Raw genomic sequence first — 16905 nt, forward strand, 5'->3', positions numbered from 1 at the left:
GCGCGATCAGGCTGCGGCGTCGTCGTTCTCGGCAGCCGAGAAGTTGACGGCACGACCCGGCACGATGGTGGAAATGGCGTGCTTGTAGACCATTTGCGTCACTGTGTTGCGGAGCAGCACGACGTATTGGTCAAAAGACTCGATCTGGCCCTGCAGCTTGATACCGTTCACCAAATAAATGGAGACCGGCACATGCTCGCGACGCAGGGTGTTCAGAAACGGGTCTTGCAGAAGTTGCCCTTTATTGCTCACGATATTCTCCGTGTTCAAGAGTAGTTGTTGGAGAGATGACCTTAACACAGGGTTTCTGCGCTGCAGCAATCGGAGTCAAAAGCCTTGAGAAAATAACGGTTCTCAAAAGACGGAACTTCCGTTCCAGCTGCAACTCATCGGCTGCCATCGGCGGCCAAGCATCCCGAACGCAATTCAGCTGTCCTTGTCCGCAAAGGGATTTTGCGAGCTTTTGAACTGGATCCGCAAGGGTGTGCCCACCAAGTCGAATTCCTTGCGGAAGCGCCCTTCCAGGAATCGCTTGTACGCGTCGGTCACGTGCTCCAGGGAATTGCCGTGAATGATGATCACCGGCGGATTCATGCCGCCCTGGTGCGCATACCGAAGCTTGGGCCGGAACATGCCGCCGCGCTGGGGCGCCTGGAATTGCACCGCTTCCAGCAAGAGCCGGGTCAATACCGGCGTCGACATTTTTCGCGTCGCCGACTTGTGGGCCTGCGCAATGGCTTGCCACACCGGACCCAGCCCCTGGCGCTTGATGGCCGAGATGAAATGCAATGACGCGAATTTCAGGAACGGCAGCCGGGTCTCGATCTGCCGTTGGATCTGCTCGCGCTGGTAGCTGTCGACCGCGTCCCACTTGTTGATGGCGATCACCACCGCGCGGCCGCTTTCGAGGATGTAGCCCGCAATGTGCGCGTCCTGATCGGTCACGCCCTGCGTGGCATCGAGCAGCAGCAGCACGACGTTGGCGGACTCGATGGCCTGCAGCGTCTTGACCACCGAGAACTTCTCGATCGCCTCGAACACCTTGCCCTTGCGGCGCAGGCCTGCGGTGTCGATCAACTCGAAACGCTGGCCGTTGCGCTCGAACGGCACCGAGATGGCGTCGCGCGTGGTGCCCGGCATGTCGAAGGCCACCAGGCGCTCTTCGCCGAGCCAGGTGTTGATGAGCGTGGACTTGCCGACGTTGGGCCGTCCAGCCACCGCCAGCTTGATGGGCTTGTTGACGTCGTCTTCGTCGGTCTCGTCGTCCGGGTCCGGCAGGTTCAGCGGCTCAAGGGCCAGTTCGACCAGGTCGCGCATGCCCTGCCCGTGCGCAGCGGACACACCGTGCACGTCGCCAAAGCCCAGTTCGTAGAAGTCGACAAGCTTGGTGCCGTCGTGCATGCCTTCGGCCTTGTTGGCCGCCAGCACGCAGGGCTTGCCCAACCGGCGCAGTTCGTTGGCGATGTCGTGGTCTTGTGCCGAGAGGCCTTCGCGGGCATCGACCACGAAGATCACCACATCGGCCTCGGCCACGGCCTGTCGCGTCTGCTTGGCCATTTCCTTGTAGATGCCGCTGCCGGCATCAGGCTCGAAGCCGCCGGTGTCGATCACGATGAACTCGTGCTTGCCCAGGCGGCCATTGCCGTAGTGGCGGTCGCGCGTGAGGCCAGCGTAGTCGGCGACGATGGCGTCGCGCGTCTGGGTCAGGCGGTTGAAGAGCGTCGACTTGCCGACGTTGGGACGGCCGACCAGGGCCACGACCGGCTTCATGGCCGGCCTTTCGATGGCGCGGTTTTCATGGTCGGGCCTTGAGAGTTGGAAAAGAAGAAATTAGTCAGGGCGATAGCCAAACACGCCGCCCTTGGCAGTCACGACCACGACCGTGTTGCCGGCCAGGACCGGCGCAACGGTGATGGCGGAGCCATCGGGCGTGACACGATTGAGCAGCGCGCCGTCTTCGCGCGAAACGAAATGCAGCGAGCCGGTGTCCTCGCCGATGATCAGCGAGCGACCCACCGCGAGCGGCGAGGTCAGTACACGGTTCTTGAAGCGGGTCATTTGCCAGGCGCGCTCGCCGTCGCCGCGGCGCCAGGCCGTGACGCTGCCATCGGATTCGGTGCCGTAGACAAAGCCTTCGTCACCGGTGACGCCATCCGCACCCGAGGCGGGCTTGCTCCAGACCAGCGCACCGCGCTGCGTCTCGACGCAACCGACGCTGGCGTAGTAGGCCCGCGCGCAAACGCTGTCCCCGAAGCGGCTCACGCTGCCGGTCAGGTCGACCAGGCGCTCCACGTCGTTGGTGCCGCGCGGCGCCGCGATGGGCGACTCCCAGCGCGAGGTGCCATTGGCCGGGTTGATGCCGACCAGCCGGCCGCCGATGCCCGCGACCAAGGTGTCGCCCACGGCGATCAGCACGCCCGACTTGCGCAGCACGAGGTTTTCACCGGGGCGCTGCTGCAGCCAGAGGCGGCGGCCGCTCTGGCCATCCCAGGCGCTGATGCTGCGGTCGGCGGTCTGCACGAACACGCGGCGGCCTGCGACCAACGGTGCGGTGAAGGCCTGCGCCGCCAGCTTCTGCTTCCACAGGACCTTGCCGCCTTCGATGGCGACGAGCTCGTTGTTGGTGGTGACGACCGCAGCCATCGAGCCGTCGCTGCCGACGCCTGCCGCCAGCGTCGCGCCAGCGCTTGCACGCCAGGTTTCACGGCCGGCACGGGCATCGATGGCCACCACGGTGCCGTCGTTGCCGGCCACGGTCACGATGTCGCCGCTGACGTCGGCGGTGAGCGGGAAGCTCACTTCCGGAATCTTCACGCTCCAGGCCTGGCGCACGCCGAGCAAGGCGGGGTTGGCAGGCAGCTCGGCCGGCTTCGGCTTGCTGGTGCCGGAACAGGCGGCCAGCAGCGCTACCAGAACAAGAGCGGAACCTGCGCGCAGGGCGCCCGATTCAGACATGAGACGCTTGAAATTCATGATGCGATCAGGGAGTTTTGGGGGCTGCAGGTGTGACAGTGATGGTTGGCGCCAGGCTCTTCGGGTCGACACCGACCGCGTTCAGCTTGATCTCCACCAGGCGGCGGTAATCGGAGGTTGCGCCAAGGCCTGTCCAGGCCTTGCGGTACTCGGCCTGCGCCAGGTCGCGCTTGCCCTGTGCCATGTAGATGTCGCCCTTGCGGTCGGCCACCAGTGGTTCGAACTCCTTGGGCACGTTGCCGTCGAGTTGCTTCAAGGCTTCGTCGTACGACTTGCCGTCGAGCAGCTCGGCCGCGAGCCGCAGCTTCGCAATGGCCTGGTAGCCCGGATCGACGGCGCTCTGCGCCACCCAGCCCAGCGCGGCACGCGATTCCTCGACCTTGCCCTTTTCGTACAGCGTCTTGGCGGCCAGGAGGCCTGCCTGCTGCGCATAAGCGGTGCCGGCGAAGCGTTCCTTCATGTCGCCCAGCACACGCTGGATGCGCTCGACGTCGCCGGACTGCGTGCTGCGCTCGACCTCGTCGTAAAGGGCCGCGGCCTGGGCTGCCTTGTTGCGCTGGAAGTACTGCCAGCCGTTCCAGGCCACGAAGGCGCCGGCGACAAGCAGCACGACCCAGGTGATCAGGGTGCCGTAGGTATTCCAGAAATGCTTGAGCTGGTCGAGCTGTTCCTGTTCTTCAAGGTCGAGATGGGTTGCCATGCGCTGTCAGTGGTTGGAAGGACTCGAAAGCCGTAGTGCGCCGGGTTGCGCGCCCTGTGCCTCCATGAGGCTTAAGGATTCAGGAACGGTCCGATGATTCCCCGGGAGCCGGCAATTGTAGGGTGGCCGCCCAAGCGGCCACATCCGCAAGCGAACGGGCCACTTGAGAGCCGCTGCCGTCGCGCAGGGATTTCACCGTGACTTCGCCGCGGGCAAGCTCATCCTCGCCGAAGACCAGCGCAAAGCGTGCTCCGCTCGCATCGGCTTTTTTGAACTGGGCCTTCATGTTGCCCCCGCCCGCGTGCTGCACCACGGCGACGCCGGCCGCGCGCAATTTCTCCAGCACCACCATCGCCTGCGGCAGCACCGCAGCCGAAGGCACGATGGCGTACGCAGCGGGCGCCGTGCCTGGCACCGGCAGGCCGAGTTCCTGGATCAAGAGCAGCAGACGCTCGATGCCGAGGCCGAAGCCCACCGCCGGCGCGGGCTTGCCGCCCATCTGGCCGATCAGGCCGTCATAGCGCCCTCCTCCGCAGACCGTACCTTGCGATCCGAGCTGGTCGGTGACCCATTCGAATACGGTCAGGTTGTAGTAGTCCATGCCACGCACCAAGCGAGGGTTGACGCGGTAGGCAAGGCCGGCTGCATCGAGAACCGCGCGCACCGCATCGAAGTGAGCACGCGATTCCTCGCCAAGAAAATCCATCAGCTGGGGCGCAGCCTCGACCATCGCCTGCATGGCGGGGTTCTTCGTGTCGAGGATGCGCAGCGGATTGCTGTGCAGACGGCGCTGTGCATCGGCATCGAGCAGCCCGGCATGCGCCTCGAAGTGGCGGATCAGCGCCTCGCGGTGGGCCTGGCGCTCAGCCGGCTGGCCGAGACTGTTGATCTCGAGCCGCACGTGCTGGCCCTCGAGGAGGCCGAGTTCGCGCCACAGCGCGCGCACCATGAGGATCAGTTCGGCGTCCACATCGGGCCCGGCAAAGCCCAGCGCCTCGACGTCGAGTTGGTGGAACTGGCGGTAGCGGCCCTTCTGCGGGCGCTCGTGCCGGAACATCGGGCCCATCGTCCATAGGCGCAGCGGGCCGTTGTAGAGCGCGTTGTGCTCGACCATGGCCCGCACGATGCCGGCGGTGGCCTCGGGGCGCAGCGTCAACTTGTCACCGTTCATCGAGTCGGTGAAGGAGTACATCTCCTTCTCGACGATGTCGGTCACCTCGCCCAGCCCGCGTACGAAGAGCGCAGTCGGCTCGACCACCGGGGTCAGCATGTACTGGTAGCCATAACGGGCCAGCAGCCTGCGCACCGTTTGCTCGAACCACGACCACAAGGCCGAATCGGGCAAGCGGTCGGTGCGCGGCACGCTCGCCGGCAATATGTCGTTCATGCCTTTGACGGCATTGATCTTGTCAGCCATGGGAGAAAGTGGTCAGGCGACGTCGGCAGCCTGGGGCTGGCCGAAGCGCTTTTCGATGTAGGTTTCGACGAGCTGGTGGAACTCGTTGGCGATATTGTCGCCGCGCAGCGTGAGGGCCTTTTCGCCGTCGATGAAGACCGGCGCGGCAGGCGCCTCGCCGGTGCCGGGCAGGCTGATGCCGATGTCGGCGTGCTTGCTCTCGCCGGGGCCGTTGACGATACAGCCCATGACGGCCACCTTCATCGTCTCGACACCCGGATATTTCTTGCGCCAGACCGGCATCTGCAAGCGCAGGTAATCGTCGATCTGCTTGGCCAGTTCCTGGAAGGTGGTGCTCGTGGTGCGGCCGCAGCCGGGACAGGCCGTGACGCTGGGCACGAACACGCGCAGGCCCAGGGCCTGGAGGATTTCGTTGGCGATCAGCACTTCCTGCGTGCGCGACTCGCCCGGTTGCGGCGTGAGCGACACACGAATCGTGTCGCCGATGCCCTCCTGCAGCAGGATCGACAGCGCCGTGGCCGACGCCACCGTGCCCTTGGTGCCCATGCCGGCTTCGGTCAAGCCCAGGTGCAGCGGGTTGTCGCAGCGCTTCGCAAGTTCGCGGTAGACCGAGATCAGGTCCTGCACGCCGCTCACCTTGCACGACAGGATGACCTGGTTGCCGGCCATGCCCATCGATTCGGCGAGCTTGGCGGATTCGATGGCCGAGGTGATCAGCGCCTCGTACATCACCTGCTTGGCATCCCAGGGCTCGGCGCGCTGGCTGTTCGTGTCCATCAAGCTGGCGAGCAGTTCCTGGTCGAGACTGCCCCAGTTCACGCCGATGCGCACCGGCTTGTTCCAGCGCATCGCGGCGTCGATCATCTGGCCGAACTGCTTGTCCTTCTTGTCGCCCTTGCCCACGTTGCCGGGGTTGATGCGGTACTTGCTCAGCGCCTCGGCGCAGGCCGGATAGTCGGTGAGCAGGCGGTGGCCGTTGTAGTGGAAGTCGCCGATCAGCGGCACGTCGATGCCCATGCGGTCGAGCTGCTCGCGGATGTATGGCACCTGGGCCGCGGCCTCGGGCGTGTTGACCGTGATGCGGACCATCTCGGAGCCCGCAATGGCGAGTTCCTTGACCTGGATCGCGGTGCCGATGGCATCGACCGTGTCGGTGTTGGTCATCGACTGCACGCGCACCGGCGCATCGCCGCCCACCGTGACGACACGCGGGCCCCAGACCACGCTGGCCTGACGGGAGCGGCGGGCCTTGGGCGCCGCCGATTCAATGGGTTGGGGTGTGCAATCGGTCACGATTTCACCTCGAAGCGCGCTACGCCGCCACCGCGGGTAACGGGCTTCAGATCGTAGGGCTTGCCGCTGACCTGCACATCCACGGCCGAGGCACGCCCCACCACCACCGAGAGCGGCAACGTGCCGGACAGGCCGACGGTCTCGCCGGCCTGGAGACTGCGACGCAGCAACTGCTTGCCGCCCGCTTCGGTCACGGTGATCCAGCACTCTTCGCGTGCCACGAAAACCAGTTGCTGGCTGCTGCTGACAGGAGATGCCGCTGCGGCAGGCGCGACGGCTGCAGGGGCGGCGGGATTCGCATTGGCAGCCGCGGCGGGCGCGTCGCCTGCCGGCCCTGTGGGCGCAACCGCTTGCACGGGAACGTTTTCAGCCACAACACCCGGCGTGCCCAGGTTCGATCCGGCTGCAGGCGCCTCCCCCATCGAAGCCGCATCAGGCGCGCTGCGCGACGTGAGACGCGACACCGAGGCGTCGATCTGGTCAAAGACCGACTGCGGCAGCCAGAACAGCGCGCCTGCGCCGATCAGCAGCAGCACGACCACCATCAGCAGAGGCCGCGACGGCAGCACACTGGAGCGTCCGCCGTTCCAGCGCGGCGTGCCGGAGACGATATTGGTCTTCAGGGTGCGGTCGGCCACGGCCAGCGCCCTGTGCTGGGTGCTCGGCAGCTTGGCGAGCACGGGCGCCGGGTCGATGCGCAGGGCCCGGCAAACGCTGCTGGCCAGGGCGCGTGCGAAGACCGGGTCGGGCAGCGAATCGATGTCGTCCGCCTCGAGCGCCGCGAGCTTCTGCGGCGGCACCTTGAGTGCGGCCGCGACCATTTCGATGTGCAGTCCGTGCGCCTCGCGCGCTTCGCGCAGCAGGTCGCCGGCCGTCTTTTGCGTGATGTCGCCTTCCTCGAGCGGCAGTGCCGCGGAAGTGCCGAACTCCGAAACCCGTTCAGTCATTGAAATTCCCGCGCTCGTACGCTGATGCCTCCCGCGATTGAGGGAAGCGGCGTTGCAGTTGGCCTCCCAACTGCGCGATGGCCTCGCGGTTGTTGAGCTTCCGTTCGATCTTGATGCCAAGCCACAGCGTCTCGGCACTGGCCGAGGGACTGTTGTTGACGCGGCGAATGTAGAACTGCGCGCGCTGCCACTCCTCGCGCTGCGCCAGCACCGACGCCAGGTTGAAGCCGACCACCGGATTGCCGGCGTCGATCTCGTAGGCCTGCATCAGGCTGCGCTCCGCCTGCGGACGCAGCCCGGCCTTGAGCTCGCAGACGCCCTGCGTCATGAGCGTCTTGGCACGGTCGGCGTAGCTGGGCACGGCGAGCGCTTCAGTGAACTGCTGCGCCGCGTCGCCAAAGCGGTTCTGCTGGCACAGGAGCCAGCCATAGTTGTGGCGGGTGTTGGGATCGCGCGGGTTGATGGCGATCGCGCGGCGGAAGCTGTCTTCGGCAAGACCGGCATCCTCCAGGCGCATGTAGACGAGGCCGCGCAGGTTGTAGGCGTCTGCGTAGTTGGGGTCGGCCACGAGCGCCTGCTTGATCTCGTCGAGCGCCACGGTGGTCTGGCCGTGCTCGAAGTAGCCAGCCGCCAGTTCCATGCGCAGGCGCGCGCGGCGCTGGCGGTTGGTCTCGTCGGACTCGGTGACGATCTCGGTGCCCTTGCCCGAGCTGGTGTCGGCCAAGCTGGTGGTTGTGGTCCGCGTGTTGACGCAGCCCGCGAGCAGAAACGCCACGGCGACACCGGCAAGGCTTGCAGCCAGCATGCGCTGCGTGCTCGCGGTGATCATCGGAAAGGCCTTGCTCATCGGTTCAATGCTCCTGGGAGACGGTGGGTGCCTTGCGCTTCGGGTGCAAGACAACGGGACGTTCGGTTGCACGGCGTTGGGCCATGCGCTCGGCGGCGCGGGTGCGGTCCTTGACGTCGCCGGCGAGTTGCCCGCAGGCGGCATCGATGTCGTCGCCGCGCGTCTTGCGCACGGTGGTCACGAGGCCCGCCTCGCTCAGAGTCCGGGCGAATGCCAGCACGCGCGGCTGCGGCGAACGCAAGAGACCCGAGGCGGGAAACGGATTGAACGGAATCAGGTTGAACTTGCACGAAACGTCGTGCTTGCGCACGAGCTCGACCAGCTGGCGCGCATGCTCGGGCTGGTCGTTCACGCCGTCGAGCATGCAGTACTCGAAGGTGATGAAGTCGCGCGGCGCATGTTCGAGGTAGCGCTTGCAGGCCTCGAGCAATTCGGCAATCGGGTACTTGCGGTTGAGCGGCACGAGGTCGTCGCGCAGTGCATCGTTGGGAGCGTGCAGCGAAACGGCCATGGCCACGGCGCAATCGGTGCCCAGGCGATCGATCATCGGCACGACGCCGGAGGTCGACACCGTGACGCGCCGGCGCGACAGGCCGTAGGCGTTGTCGTCGAGCATGGTGCGCAAGGCAGGCACCAGCGCGGTGTAGTTCTGCAGCGGCTCGCCCATGCCCATCATCACCACGTTGGAGATGACGCGATCATCGCGTTTCAGATGCTTGCGCAGAAAGTGTTCGGCAAACCAGAGCTGGGCAACGATTTCGCCCGTGCTGAGGTTGCGGCTGAAGCCCTGATGCCCGGTCGAGCAAAAGCGGCAACCGACGGCGCAGCCGGCCTGGGACGACACGCACAGCGTGCCGCGGTCGTCCTCGGGAATGAATACGGCTTCGACGGCATTGCCGTCGCCGACGTCGAACAGCCACTTGATCGTGCCGTCCTTGGATTCGTGCTGCGTGAGGACCGGCAAGGCCTCCACGCGCGCGGTGGTCGCGAGTTTCTCGCGCAGCGACTTGGCCAGATCGGTCATCTGGGTGAAGTCGCTGGCGCCACGCTGGTGGATCCAGCGGAACAGCTGCGTGGCGCGGAAACGCTTCTCGCCGAGTTTTTCGCAGAACGCGGCCAGCCCCTCGAGATCGAAGTCGAGCAGGTTGGCCGTGGTCATGGAATCGATCGGCAGACAGCCTCAGCGTGCGTAGACGTTGAGGCCGGCGAAGAAGAACGAGACTTCGTTCGCGGCGGTTTCAGGGGCGTCCGAACCGTGCACGGCGTTGGCGTCGATGCTGTCGGCGAAGTCGGCGCGGATGGTGCCGGCGGCTGCCTTCTTGGGGTCGGTGGCGCCCATCAGGTCACGGTTCTTGGCGATGGCGTTTTCGCCTTCGAGCACTTGCACGAACACGGGGCCCGAGATCATGAACTCGACCAGGTCCTTGAAGAAGGGACGCTCCTTGTGGACCGAGTAGAACTGTTCGGCTTCGTTGCGCGACAGATGCACCAGCTTGGCGGCGACGATCTTGAGGCCGGCAGCTTCGAAGCGGGAAACGATCTTGCCGATGACGTTCTTGGCGACGGCGTCGGGCTTGATGATGGAAAGGGTACGTTCGATAGCCATTGAAATGCTTCCTGCAGCTTTGATTTTGAAGTGTTTTGTCACAACTGCAACGAATTTGTTTCGTCACGAGTCGACAAAGCCTCTGATTTTAACCGGCGCGGCCTTCGGGATTGGTGAAAACCCCGCGAAAGCCGCGCCGTGACGGCTGGCTTTCAGCGTCCGCGGCGGCGCGAGCCGGCCGGGCCGCCGTAACCACCACCGCCCGGGGCACCACCGCCACCGCCGCGGCGCCCCTGCCCTCCGCGCTGCTCCTTGCGCTGGCGCGAGAAGCTGTCGGCACCGATGTAGCCCAGCGAAGTCTTCATCGGATCGGGCTGGTTGGCGCCGCTCGGCTGGCGATCGTCGCCTTGCCGGTTGCCGCCGCCCTGCCCTTGGCGGTTGTTGCCACCGGCGTTGCCACGGCGCTGCTGGGGCGGGCCGCCGTTGCCGCCACCGCGGTTGGCACGACCACCGCGATCGCCGCGCGGCGGACGACCATCGCCCAGCGGATTCGGGATGGGCGCCTCGCGCCCGTCGTCGCGCATTTCGCGCGGTTGTTGTCCTTGCCCTTGACCGCCGCCGTTGCGGTTGCCACGGCGCTTCTTGTTGCGCCCGTTGCGGCCACCGCCATCGGGACCACCAGGGCCGCGTTGCTGAGGCGCCGCAGGGCGCGCAGCCGCGCCGCCCGACGCCTGGAACAGCGCGCGGATATCGCGCTCGTCCAACTCCATCCAGGCGCCGCGCTTCAGGCCCCGCGGCAGAACCATCGCGCCATAGCGGATGCGGATCAGGCGGCTGACCGCGTGGCCCACCGACTCGAACAGCCGGCGCACTTCGCGGTTGCGCCCCTCGGAAATGGTGACGCGATACCAGCAGTTGGAACCTTCGCCGCCGCCCTCTTCGATGGTGCCGAACTGGGCCATCCCGTCTTCGAGGCGCACGCCGTCGAGCAGCTTCTGCTTCTCTTCGCTGCTGAGGGCCCCCAGCACACGCACCGCATATTCGCGCTCCAGGCCGAAGCGCGGATGCATCAATTGGTTGGCCAGGTCGCCAGAGCTGCTGAACAGCAGCAAGCCTTCGGTGTTCAGGTCGAGCCGGCCGACCGACTGCCACTTGCCCTGCTGCAGGCGCGGGAGCTTGCGGAACACGGTGGGCCGGTTCTGCGGGTCGTCATGCGTGACCACTTCACCGACTGGCTTGTGGTACGCGATCACGCGCGGCGGCGGCGGTGCGATGCGGTAGCGGATCGGCTTGCCATTGATCTTGACCTGGTCGCCGTACTGGATGCGCTGGCCGATGTGGGCGGGTTCGTTGTTGACGGAAATGCGCCCTTGCAGGATCAGCGCTTCCATCTCGAGCCGCGAACCCAGGCCGGCTTGTGCGAGCACCTTGTGCAGCTTGGGCGAATCGGCCTCGGGCAGCAACACCCGCTTGAGCGGCGGCACCTCGGGGCTTTCCTCGTCGGCGTCGAACTGGCCCGAGATGACGTCCGCAAAGCGGATCGGCTCAGGCGGCAGCGCGTTGCGCTGCTCGCGCTCGGCAGCGCGGCGGGCACGGTCGAGGTCGTCTTCTTCCTCGTCGGGCTCTTCGTCTTCGTCCTCATCGTCGCCCTGGTCACCACGGGGTGGCTCCTCTGCCGGACGCTCCTGGCGAGTGACGGATACCGGAGCGGCCTCTTCGGATGCAGCCGCCGACGACTCGACCACCGGCTCCGCAGGCTCGGCCTGCTCGACTGCCGGTAACGCTCCGGCCTCGTCGGCCACAACCTCGACGACCTTCTTCTTGCGCGGACGCCGCTTCTTGGGAGCCTCGCCGTCGGCAGGTACCGCGGAATCGATGCCAGCATCCGCAGCTTGCTCAGGCGCCGGCGCCTCTTTCTTCTCGGATTCAGGCGCGATCGGCAGGATTCCCGCGTCGTCGATGTCAGATGGGCTCATGGGGTTTTTCCGGAGGAACTGCGTGGGGATCGACCTCGTCCTGGGACGCGGCATCGGGGTCGGAATCGGTGGTAACGGGGGTGGGCTCGGCTTCAGCAGGAGATTCGGCCTCTTCGCCCGCGGGAAGCGGGGCTTCGTCCGCTTCGGCAATGTCGGCGGACGCAACGTCTTCGGCCACTTGCCCAGCGGCGGCTTCCAGCACTTCAGGTGCGGCTTCGACGGAGTCGCCGGCCAACAGCGGCATCTCTTGCGCCTCTTGCGGCATCACATCCACATCGCCATCGACGGACGCATCGGCATCCGATTCGGCGACGGCATCCATGGGCAGGCCCTGCTGGCTGCCGGACGCCTGCTCGAGCGCATCGACCAATGCGGCCTGCTGCGCGGGGGTCTCGATCAGCGGCAGTTGGTCGAGCGAGGCCAGGCCGAGGTCGTCGAGAAACTGGCGCGTGGTTGCATACAGCGCGGGGCGGCCGACGGTTTCGCGGTGGCCGATCACCTCGACCCAGCCACGATCCTCGAGCTGCTTCAGGATCAGCGAGTTGATCGTGACGCCCCGGATGTCCTCCATATCGCCGCGCGTCGCCGGCTGGCGATAGGCAATGATGGCCAGCGTTTCGAGCGCGGCGCGCGTATAGCGCGGCGGCTTTTCGGGGTGCAGGCGATCGAGGTGGTCGCGCATCTCGGGCCGACTCTGGAAGCGCCAGCCGCTGCCGACGCTCACCAGCTCCAGGCCGCGTTGCGCCCAGTCTTCCTGCAGTTCAAGCAACAGCACCTTGATGGTGTCCACACCCAGCTCGTCGTCGAACAGCACGCGCAGATCGCGCACCGGCAACGGCTGGCTCGAACAGATCAAGGCGGTTTCGAGAATGCGCTTGGCATCCGCCGTATTCATGGTTCGCGTTATCCGGGAAAAGGCGCCTCGGGGGCGCTTGTTCAGAAGGATGAAAGAAGGAGGCGTTGCCGGCACGCGGCGAGTGCAACGCAGGGCCGGCTTCGGGGGGCCGGCGCGGCCCTTGGGCCGTCAGGCGCGATTGTAGTCCAGCCCCCAGGACTGCAAAGCCTGGACGAGGTCGGGCGGCGGCGGCGAGCGGAACTCGAGCGGCGCCTGCGTGACGGGATGCACGAAGGCCAGCCGGAATGCATGCAGCGCCTGACGCGCCAGCCCCACGGCCGGAGCGCCACCGTAAAGCGCATCGCCGACCAACGGATGGCCGATCGACGCCATGTGCACGCGGATCTGGTGAGTGCGGCCGGTTTCGAGCGTGCAGCGCACCACGCAGCCTTCCGAATGGCTGTCGAGCCGCTCGATCAGTGTGCGGGCCGTCTTGCCCGAATGGCGCTCCAGGTCGACCACGGCCATGCGAAGCCGATTACGCGGATCGCGCCCGATCGGCGCATCGACCTGGCGGGCCGCGGCGCCGACCCATGGCTTGTGTCCGATGGCCAGGTATTGCCGCTTGACCTCGCGCGCGGCGATCAGCGCCACCAGCGCATCCATCGCGGCACGGGTGCGCGCGACGACCATCAGCCCGCTGGTGTCGCGGTCGAGCCGGTGCACGATGCCCGCGCGGGGCAGCAGCACGGCTTTCGGGTCCAGCGCGAGCAGCCCGTTCAGCAGCGTGCCGCTCCAGTGCCCCGGGGCCGGATGCACGACCAGGCCGGCGGGCTTGTCGACGATGCGCAGGTGCTCGTCTTCGAACACGGTGACGAGGTCCATGGACTCGGGCCGGAAGGCCTGGCTCTGGGGCGTTGGGCGCAATTCGATGTGCCCCGCCTGCCCCGCGCGCACCGTGGCCGAGGCCTTGGTGAGCGTGCGGCCCTGGAACTCGACCGCTCCGGCCTCGATCAACTGCTGCAGGTAACTTCTGGAAAATTCGGGCACCAGAGCCGCCAGCGCCCGGTCGAGCCGCTGGCCGTGCTCTGCCTGACCGATCGCAAAGGGGCGCAGTTCGCTCGATTCGACCGGATCGGCGCCCTCTTCGAGCTCCATGGTTTCCGGGGGATCGGCCAAAGGGTCGGTCGATATAATTGAAGGCAACTGTTTCACGAAAGCCGTATGTGATGTTTCGCGCCAAATTATCGGTCCCTGCCTGGATCGCGCTCAGCGCAGCGGCCCTGCTAGCTACCGGCTGCTCCACCACCAAGGAAGACAAGACCGCTTCCTGGAGTCCCAACCGCATCTATTCGGAAGCCAAGGAAGAATCCAGTTCCGGCGCCTACGACAAGGCGGTCCCCCTGTACGAGAAGCTCGAAGGCCGTGCCGCCGGCACGCCACTCGCGCAGCAGGCCCAGCTGGAAAAGGCCTACGCCCAGTACAAGGGTGGCGAAAAGGCCAGTGCCATCGCCACCATCGACCGCTTCATGAAGCTGCACCCGGCCAGCCCGGCGCTCGATTACGCGCTCTACCTCAAGGGCGTGATCAACTTCAATGACGATCTGGGCATGTTCGCGTTCCTCACGCGCCAGGACCTCTCCGAGCGCGACCAGAAGGCCGCAAAGGAATCGTTCGAGTCGTTCCGCGACCTCGTGACGCGCTTCCCCGATTCACGCTACGCGCCCGATGCGCGCCAGCGCATGAACTACATCGTGAATTCGCTCGCGCAGTACGAGGTTCACGTGGCTCGCTACTACTACACGCGCGGCGCCTACCTCGCGGCCATCAACCGGGCACAGATCGCACTGTCCGACTACCGGGAAGTGCCGGCGCTCGAAGAAGCCCTCTACATCATGGTGAAGTCGTACGATGCCCTCGGCATGAAGGACCTGCGCGACGACGCCCAGCGCGTGCTGACCACCAACTATCCGCAGAGCACTTATCTGGCGAACGGCTTCAAGGGCAACAACGACCCTTGGTGGAAGGTCTGGTGAAGTAACAGAGCCTCCGGCTCTTCGCTTCGCTTCATGTAATCCACCCAACCAAGGGGAAGCCCCTCAGTACGGATTCTTGAGGGCGCCGATGGCGCTCTCGAAGTCCGCCTCGGTTTCCAGCCGCCGCATCGGCGGCAGTGCCGCCAGCAAGCGGCGCCCGTAGCCCATGGCCACCAGACGGGTGTCGCAGATCGCCAGCACGCCGCTGTCGGTCTCGCGGCGAATCAACCGCCCCGCCCCCTGCTTGAGCGCCACGGCAGCCTCGGGCAACGAATAGTCGCTGAACGAACTGCGCCCTTGCGCTTCCAGGCGCTGCGAACGCGCCTCGACCAGCGGGTCGTTGGGCGGCGGAAACGGCAGCTTGTCGATCACCACCAGCTGCAGCGCATCGCCGGGGGCATCGAAACCCTCCCAGAACGACGCCGATGCCACCAGCACGCAGCCGGCGCGCCCCTCGTTCGCGCCTTCGCGGAATCGCTCCATGAGCACTCGCTTGGGCAGTTCGCCCTGGACCAATACCTCGGGACGGAGCGCCGCATCGAGCAGCTCGAAATGCTGCTTCATCGCATCGCCGATGGTGCGCAATGCGCGCAGCGTGGTCGTCAGCACCAGCGTGCGTCCACCCAGCTCCGCAGCGCCGCGTGCGGCCAGTTGCGCAACCTTCGCACTGTGCGAGGCATCGTTGGGTTTCGGAAAGACACGCGGCACATAGAGCGCCGCTTGCGATGCGTAGTCGAACGGGCTCTGCACCCGCAGCACCTCGGCATCGCCCAGGCCGCAGGGCTCGGTGAACCAGCGCAGCGTCGGCTCGTCGCCCAATGTGGCGGAGGTGAAGACCCAGGCGCGGCGATCGTGCTCCCGCTCCTCTGCCGCGGGGCGCTCTCCGTACGCATCGGTGTTGCTGTCGTCTTCGTCGTCCGGCTCGCTGATCTTGAGCACGCGCTTGCGCATCGCCTCGGCAATGTCGAGTGGTGATTCGATCAGCCGCAGCTGCGAGCCCACGTCCACCCAGCGCACCGAATCGACTGCACACGGCAGTGCGAAGCGCGCCGCCCGCTTGGCGAGCTGCTGCGCCCGCTCGTGCAGGCGCACGAAGTCGGGAGAAATTTCGCTGACCGTATCGAGGCCTTCGGCCGCGAGCTCGAACGAATGCTGCAGATCCTCTAGCGACCGTTGCCAAGCGCCGGGATCGACGCCCTCCGGGGACTCGCCCAACCAGCGCAGCTTGGCGCCGGGCCATTGCTTGCCGACCACGAGCCGCAGCTCGCGCGCGGCCCGCTCGACCCCCGCCACCAGTTGCTGCCAATCGACCAGCCCGCGCGCGTGCTGCAAGCCGGCGCCCAACATGTCGCGCGCGAAGTCGAGCGCCTGGCCGCTGCCGAGTTGCGCACCGAGAAACTGCACACCGGTCTCGTTGAGCTGGTGCGCTTCGTCGAACACCACCACGCTCACCGTCGGCAGCAGTTCGGCCATGCCGGTCTCGCGCACCGCGAGATCGGCAAAGAACAGGTGATGGTTGATGACCACGATGTCGGCCGCCAACGCCTCGCGCCGCGCCAGGTTCACGTGGCAGGGCTTGAACTGCGGGCACTGCGCGCCCAGGCAGTTCTCGCGCGTGGAAGTGATCAGCGGAATCAGCGGCGAGCGCTCGTCGAGCCCCGGCAGCTCGGCCAGGTCACCGGTGCGCGTGGCCTTGGACCATTGCTCGATCTTGGCGAGCGTTCGCAGGCTGCCGCGCTCGGGCAAGGAGGCATCGTGACGCGCCGTGTCGAGCCGGTGCAGGCACAGGTAGCTGCCTCGACCCTTCAGGAGCGCCGTGCGCACCGGCAGTCCGAAGGCCTCGACCAGCCGCGGCAGGTCGCGGCCGAAGAGCTGGTCCTGCAGGGTCTTGGTGGCCGTCGACAGCAGCACGCGCTCGCCGCTCAGCAGCGCGGGCACGAGGTACGAAAAAGTCTTGCCGACGCCGGTGCCGGCCTCGACCACCAGCACGCCGCCCTGGTCGATGGTGCGAGCCACGGCCATCGCCATGTCGGTCTGGCCCGAGCGTTCGCGGAACTGATCGGCGGCATGCGAGAGCACCCCGCCCTGCGCGAACGCGTCGCGCACCTTGTCCTCGAGCGACTCGGTCACGCGGGCTCTCTCGGATCGAGCATGTTCTCCACGCGCGTGATCTGGTCGCGCAGCGCGAGACGGCGCTTCTTCAGGCGCCGCAGCAAAAGCTCGTCTTGCGGCGAGGCTTCGGCCAGTCGGTCGATGGTGGCGTCGAGATCGGCGTGCTCGATGCGCAGTTCGATCAGCTGGCGGGAAAGGGAGTGGAGATTGGAGTCCAACGGTG

16 protein-coding genes are annotated in these 16905 nt (G+C 66.4%); 1 reads left to right on the top strand and 15 read right to left on the bottom strand.

All coding sequences use genetic code 11. The features are described from left to right. Positions 1 to 6 precede the first annotated feature (6 nt). The 13 genes from hfq to J2W23_RS06990 form a co-directional block, all read right to left on the bottom strand. Complete coding sequence (gene hfq, locus J2W23_RS06930) at positions 7 to 252, bottom strand: RNA chaperone Hfq (RefSeq protein ID WP_012747311.1); 246 nt, start codon at positions 250 to 252, stop codon at positions 7 to 9. A gap of 174 nt (positions 253 to 426) precedes the next feature. Further along, complete coding sequence (gene der, locus J2W23_RS06935) at positions 427 to 1770, bottom strand: ribosome biogenesis GTPase Der (RefSeq protein WP_013542109.1); 1344 nt, start codon at positions 1768 to 1770, stop codon at positions 427 to 429. A gap of 60 nt (positions 1771 to 1830) precedes the next feature. Then, complete coding sequence (gene bamB / locus J2W23_RS06940) at positions 1831 to 2973, bottom strand: outer membrane protein assembly factor BamB (protein WP_176656789.1); 1143 nt, start codon at positions 2971 to 2973, stop codon at positions 1831 to 1833. 7 nt (positions 2974 to 2980) lie between these two features. Then, complete coding sequence (locus J2W23_RS06945; protein WP_307648177.1) at positions 2981 to 3673, bottom strand: YfgM family protein; 693 nt, start codon at positions 3671 to 3673, stop codon at positions 2981 to 2983. 79 nt (positions 3674 to 3752) lie between these two features. Beyond that, entirely contained in the window at positions 3753 to 5090 is a 1338-nt protein-coding gene (hisS, locus tag J2W23_RS06950; protein ID WP_307648178.1) for a histidine--tRNA ligase, read from the bottom strand. 12 nt (positions 5091 to 5102) lie between these two features. Further along, entirely contained in the window at positions 5103 to 6383 is a 1281-nt protein-coding gene (ispG, locus tag J2W23_RS06955) for a flavodoxin-dependent (E)-4-hydroxy-3-methylbut-2-enyl-diphosphate synthase (RefSeq protein ID WP_176656786.1), read from the bottom strand. Next, a complete protein-coding gene (locus J2W23_RS06960) occupies positions 6380 to 7330 on the bottom strand; it encodes a helix-turn-helix domain-containing protein (RefSeq protein WP_307648179.1) in 951 nt (316 codons plus the stop codon). Before J2W23_RS06960 ends, ispG begins: the two co-directional genes overlap by 4 nt. Then, positions 7323 to 8177, bottom strand: coding sequence for a type IV pilus biogenesis/stability protein PilW (gene pilW, locus J2W23_RS06965; protein WP_307648180.1), 855 nt, complete (start codon positions 8175 to 8177; stop codon positions 7323 to 7325). Before pilW ends, J2W23_RS06960 begins: the two co-directional genes overlap by 8 nt. A 4-nt stretch (positions 8178 to 8181) precedes the next feature. Beyond that, the gene (gene rlmN, locus J2W23_RS06970) at positions 8182 to 9336 is read right to left on the bottom strand and encodes a 23S rRNA (adenine(2503)-C(2))-methyltransferase RlmN (protein WP_176656783.1); all 1155 of its coding nucleotides are present in this window, start codon (positions 9334 to 9336) and stop codon (positions 8182 to 8184) included. Positions 9337 to 9357: 21 nt separating this feature from the next. After that, positions 9358 to 9783, bottom strand: a complete 426-nt coding sequence (gene ndk / locus J2W23_RS06975; RefSeq protein ID WP_013542117.1) for a nucleoside-diphosphate kinase — start codon at positions 9781 to 9783, stop codon at positions 9358 to 9360. Between the two features lie 152 nt (positions 9784 to 9935). After that, positions 9936 to 11699, bottom strand: coding sequence for a pseudouridine synthase (locus J2W23_RS06980; RefSeq protein WP_307648181.1), 1764 nt, complete (start codon positions 11697 to 11699; stop codon positions 9936 to 9938). Next, positions 11686 to 12594: an SMC-Scp complex subunit ScpB gene (scpB, locus tag J2W23_RS06985; protein ID WP_307648500.1), complete on the bottom strand. Its 909-nt coding sequence runs from the start codon at positions 12592 to 12594 to the stop codon at positions 11686 to 11688. Before scpB ends, J2W23_RS06980 begins: the two co-directional genes overlap by 14 nt. A gap of 129 nt (positions 12595 to 12723) precedes the next feature. Further along, positions 12724 to 13692 carry an RluA family pseudouridine synthase gene (locus tag J2W23_RS06990; RefSeq protein ID WP_176657646.1) on the bottom strand — a complete coding sequence of 323 codons (969 nt, stop codon included), beginning with the start codon at positions 13690 to 13692 and terminating at the stop codon, positions 12724 to 12726. A 71-nt stretch (positions 13693 to 13763) separates the two neighbouring features. On the opposite strand from J2W23_RS06990, the gene J2W23_RS06995 reads away from it, so the two are divergent. Further along, the gene (locus tag J2W23_RS06995; protein ID WP_176656781.1) at positions 13764 to 14570 is read left to right on the top strand and encodes an outer membrane protein assembly factor BamD; all 807 of its coding nucleotides are present in this window, start codon (positions 13764 to 13766) and stop codon (positions 14568 to 14570) included. A gap of 63 nt (positions 14571 to 14633) precedes the next feature. Here J2W23_RS06995 and J2W23_RS07000 read toward each other — a convergent pair whose 3' ends face one another. Together J2W23_RS07000 and J2W23_RS07005 are read right to left on the bottom strand one after the other, a co-directional pair. Continuing rightward, positions 14634 to 16700 carry an ATP-dependent DNA helicase gene (locus tag J2W23_RS07000; RefSeq protein WP_307648182.1) on the bottom strand — a complete coding sequence of 689 codons (2067 nt, stop codon included), beginning with the start codon at positions 16698 to 16700 and terminating at the stop codon, positions 14634 to 14636. After that, positions 16697 to 16900, bottom strand: a complete 204-nt coding sequence (locus J2W23_RS07005; RefSeq protein WP_041943815.1) for a YdcH family protein — start codon at positions 16898 to 16900, stop codon at positions 16697 to 16699. Before J2W23_RS07005 ends, J2W23_RS07000 begins: the two co-directional genes overlap by 4 nt. Positions 16901 to 16905 lie beyond the last annotated feature (5 nt).

It is taken from the genome of Variovorax boronicumulans (assembly GCF_030812215.1).
GTDB lineage: Bacteria > Pseudomonadota > Gammaproteobacteria > Burkholderiales > Burkholderiaceae_C > Variovorax > Variovorax boronicumulans_C.

Bases quoted from the DNA above. Each gene is read 5' to 3' on its own strand.
- rlmN (WP_176656783.1), bottom strand. From the start codon at position 9,336: ATGACCACGGCCAACCTGCTCGACTTCGATCTCGAGGGGCTGGCCGCG.
- J2W23_RS06995 (WP_176656781.1), top strand. From the start codon at position 13,764: ATGTTTCGCGCCAAATTATCGGTCCCTGCCTGGATCGCGCTCAGCGCA.
- scpB (WP_307648500.1), bottom strand. From the start codon at position 12,594: ATGAATACGGCGGATGCCAAGCGCATTCTCGAAACCGCCTTGATCTGT.
- ndk (WP_013542117.1), bottom strand. From the start codon at position 9,783: ATGGCTATCGAACGTACCCTTTCCATCATCAAGCCCGACGCCGTCGCC.
- hisS (WP_307648178.1), bottom strand. From the start codon at position 5,090: ATGGCTGACAAGATCAATGCCGTCAAAGGCATGAACGACATATTGCCG.
- J2W23_RS06960 (WP_307648179.1), bottom strand. From the start codon at position 7,330: ATGACTGAACGGGTTTCGGAGTTCGGCACTTCCGCGGCACTGCCGCTC.
- J2W23_RS06945 (WP_307648177.1), bottom strand. From the start codon at position 3,673: ATGGCAACCCATCTCGACCTTGAAGAACAGGAACAGCTCGACCAGCTC.
- pilW (WP_307648180.1), bottom strand. From the start codon at position 8,177: ATGAGCAAGGCCTTTCCGATGATCACCGCGAGCACGCAGCGCATGCTG.
- J2W23_RS06990 (WP_176657646.1), bottom strand. From the start codon at position 13,692: ATGGAGCTCGAAGAGGGCGCCGATCCGGTCGAATCGAGCGAACTGCGC.
- bamB (WP_176656789.1), bottom strand. From the start codon at position 2,973: ATGAATTTCAAGCGTCTCATGTCTGAATCGGGCGCCCTGCGCGCAGGT.
- der (WP_013542109.1), bottom strand. From the start codon at position 1,770: ATGAAGCCGGTCGTGGCCCTGGTCGGCCGTCCCAACGTCGGCAAGTCG.
- J2W23_RS06980 (WP_307648181.1), bottom strand. From the start codon at position 11,699: ATGAGCCCATCTGACATCGACGACGCGGGAATCCTGCCGATCGCGCCT.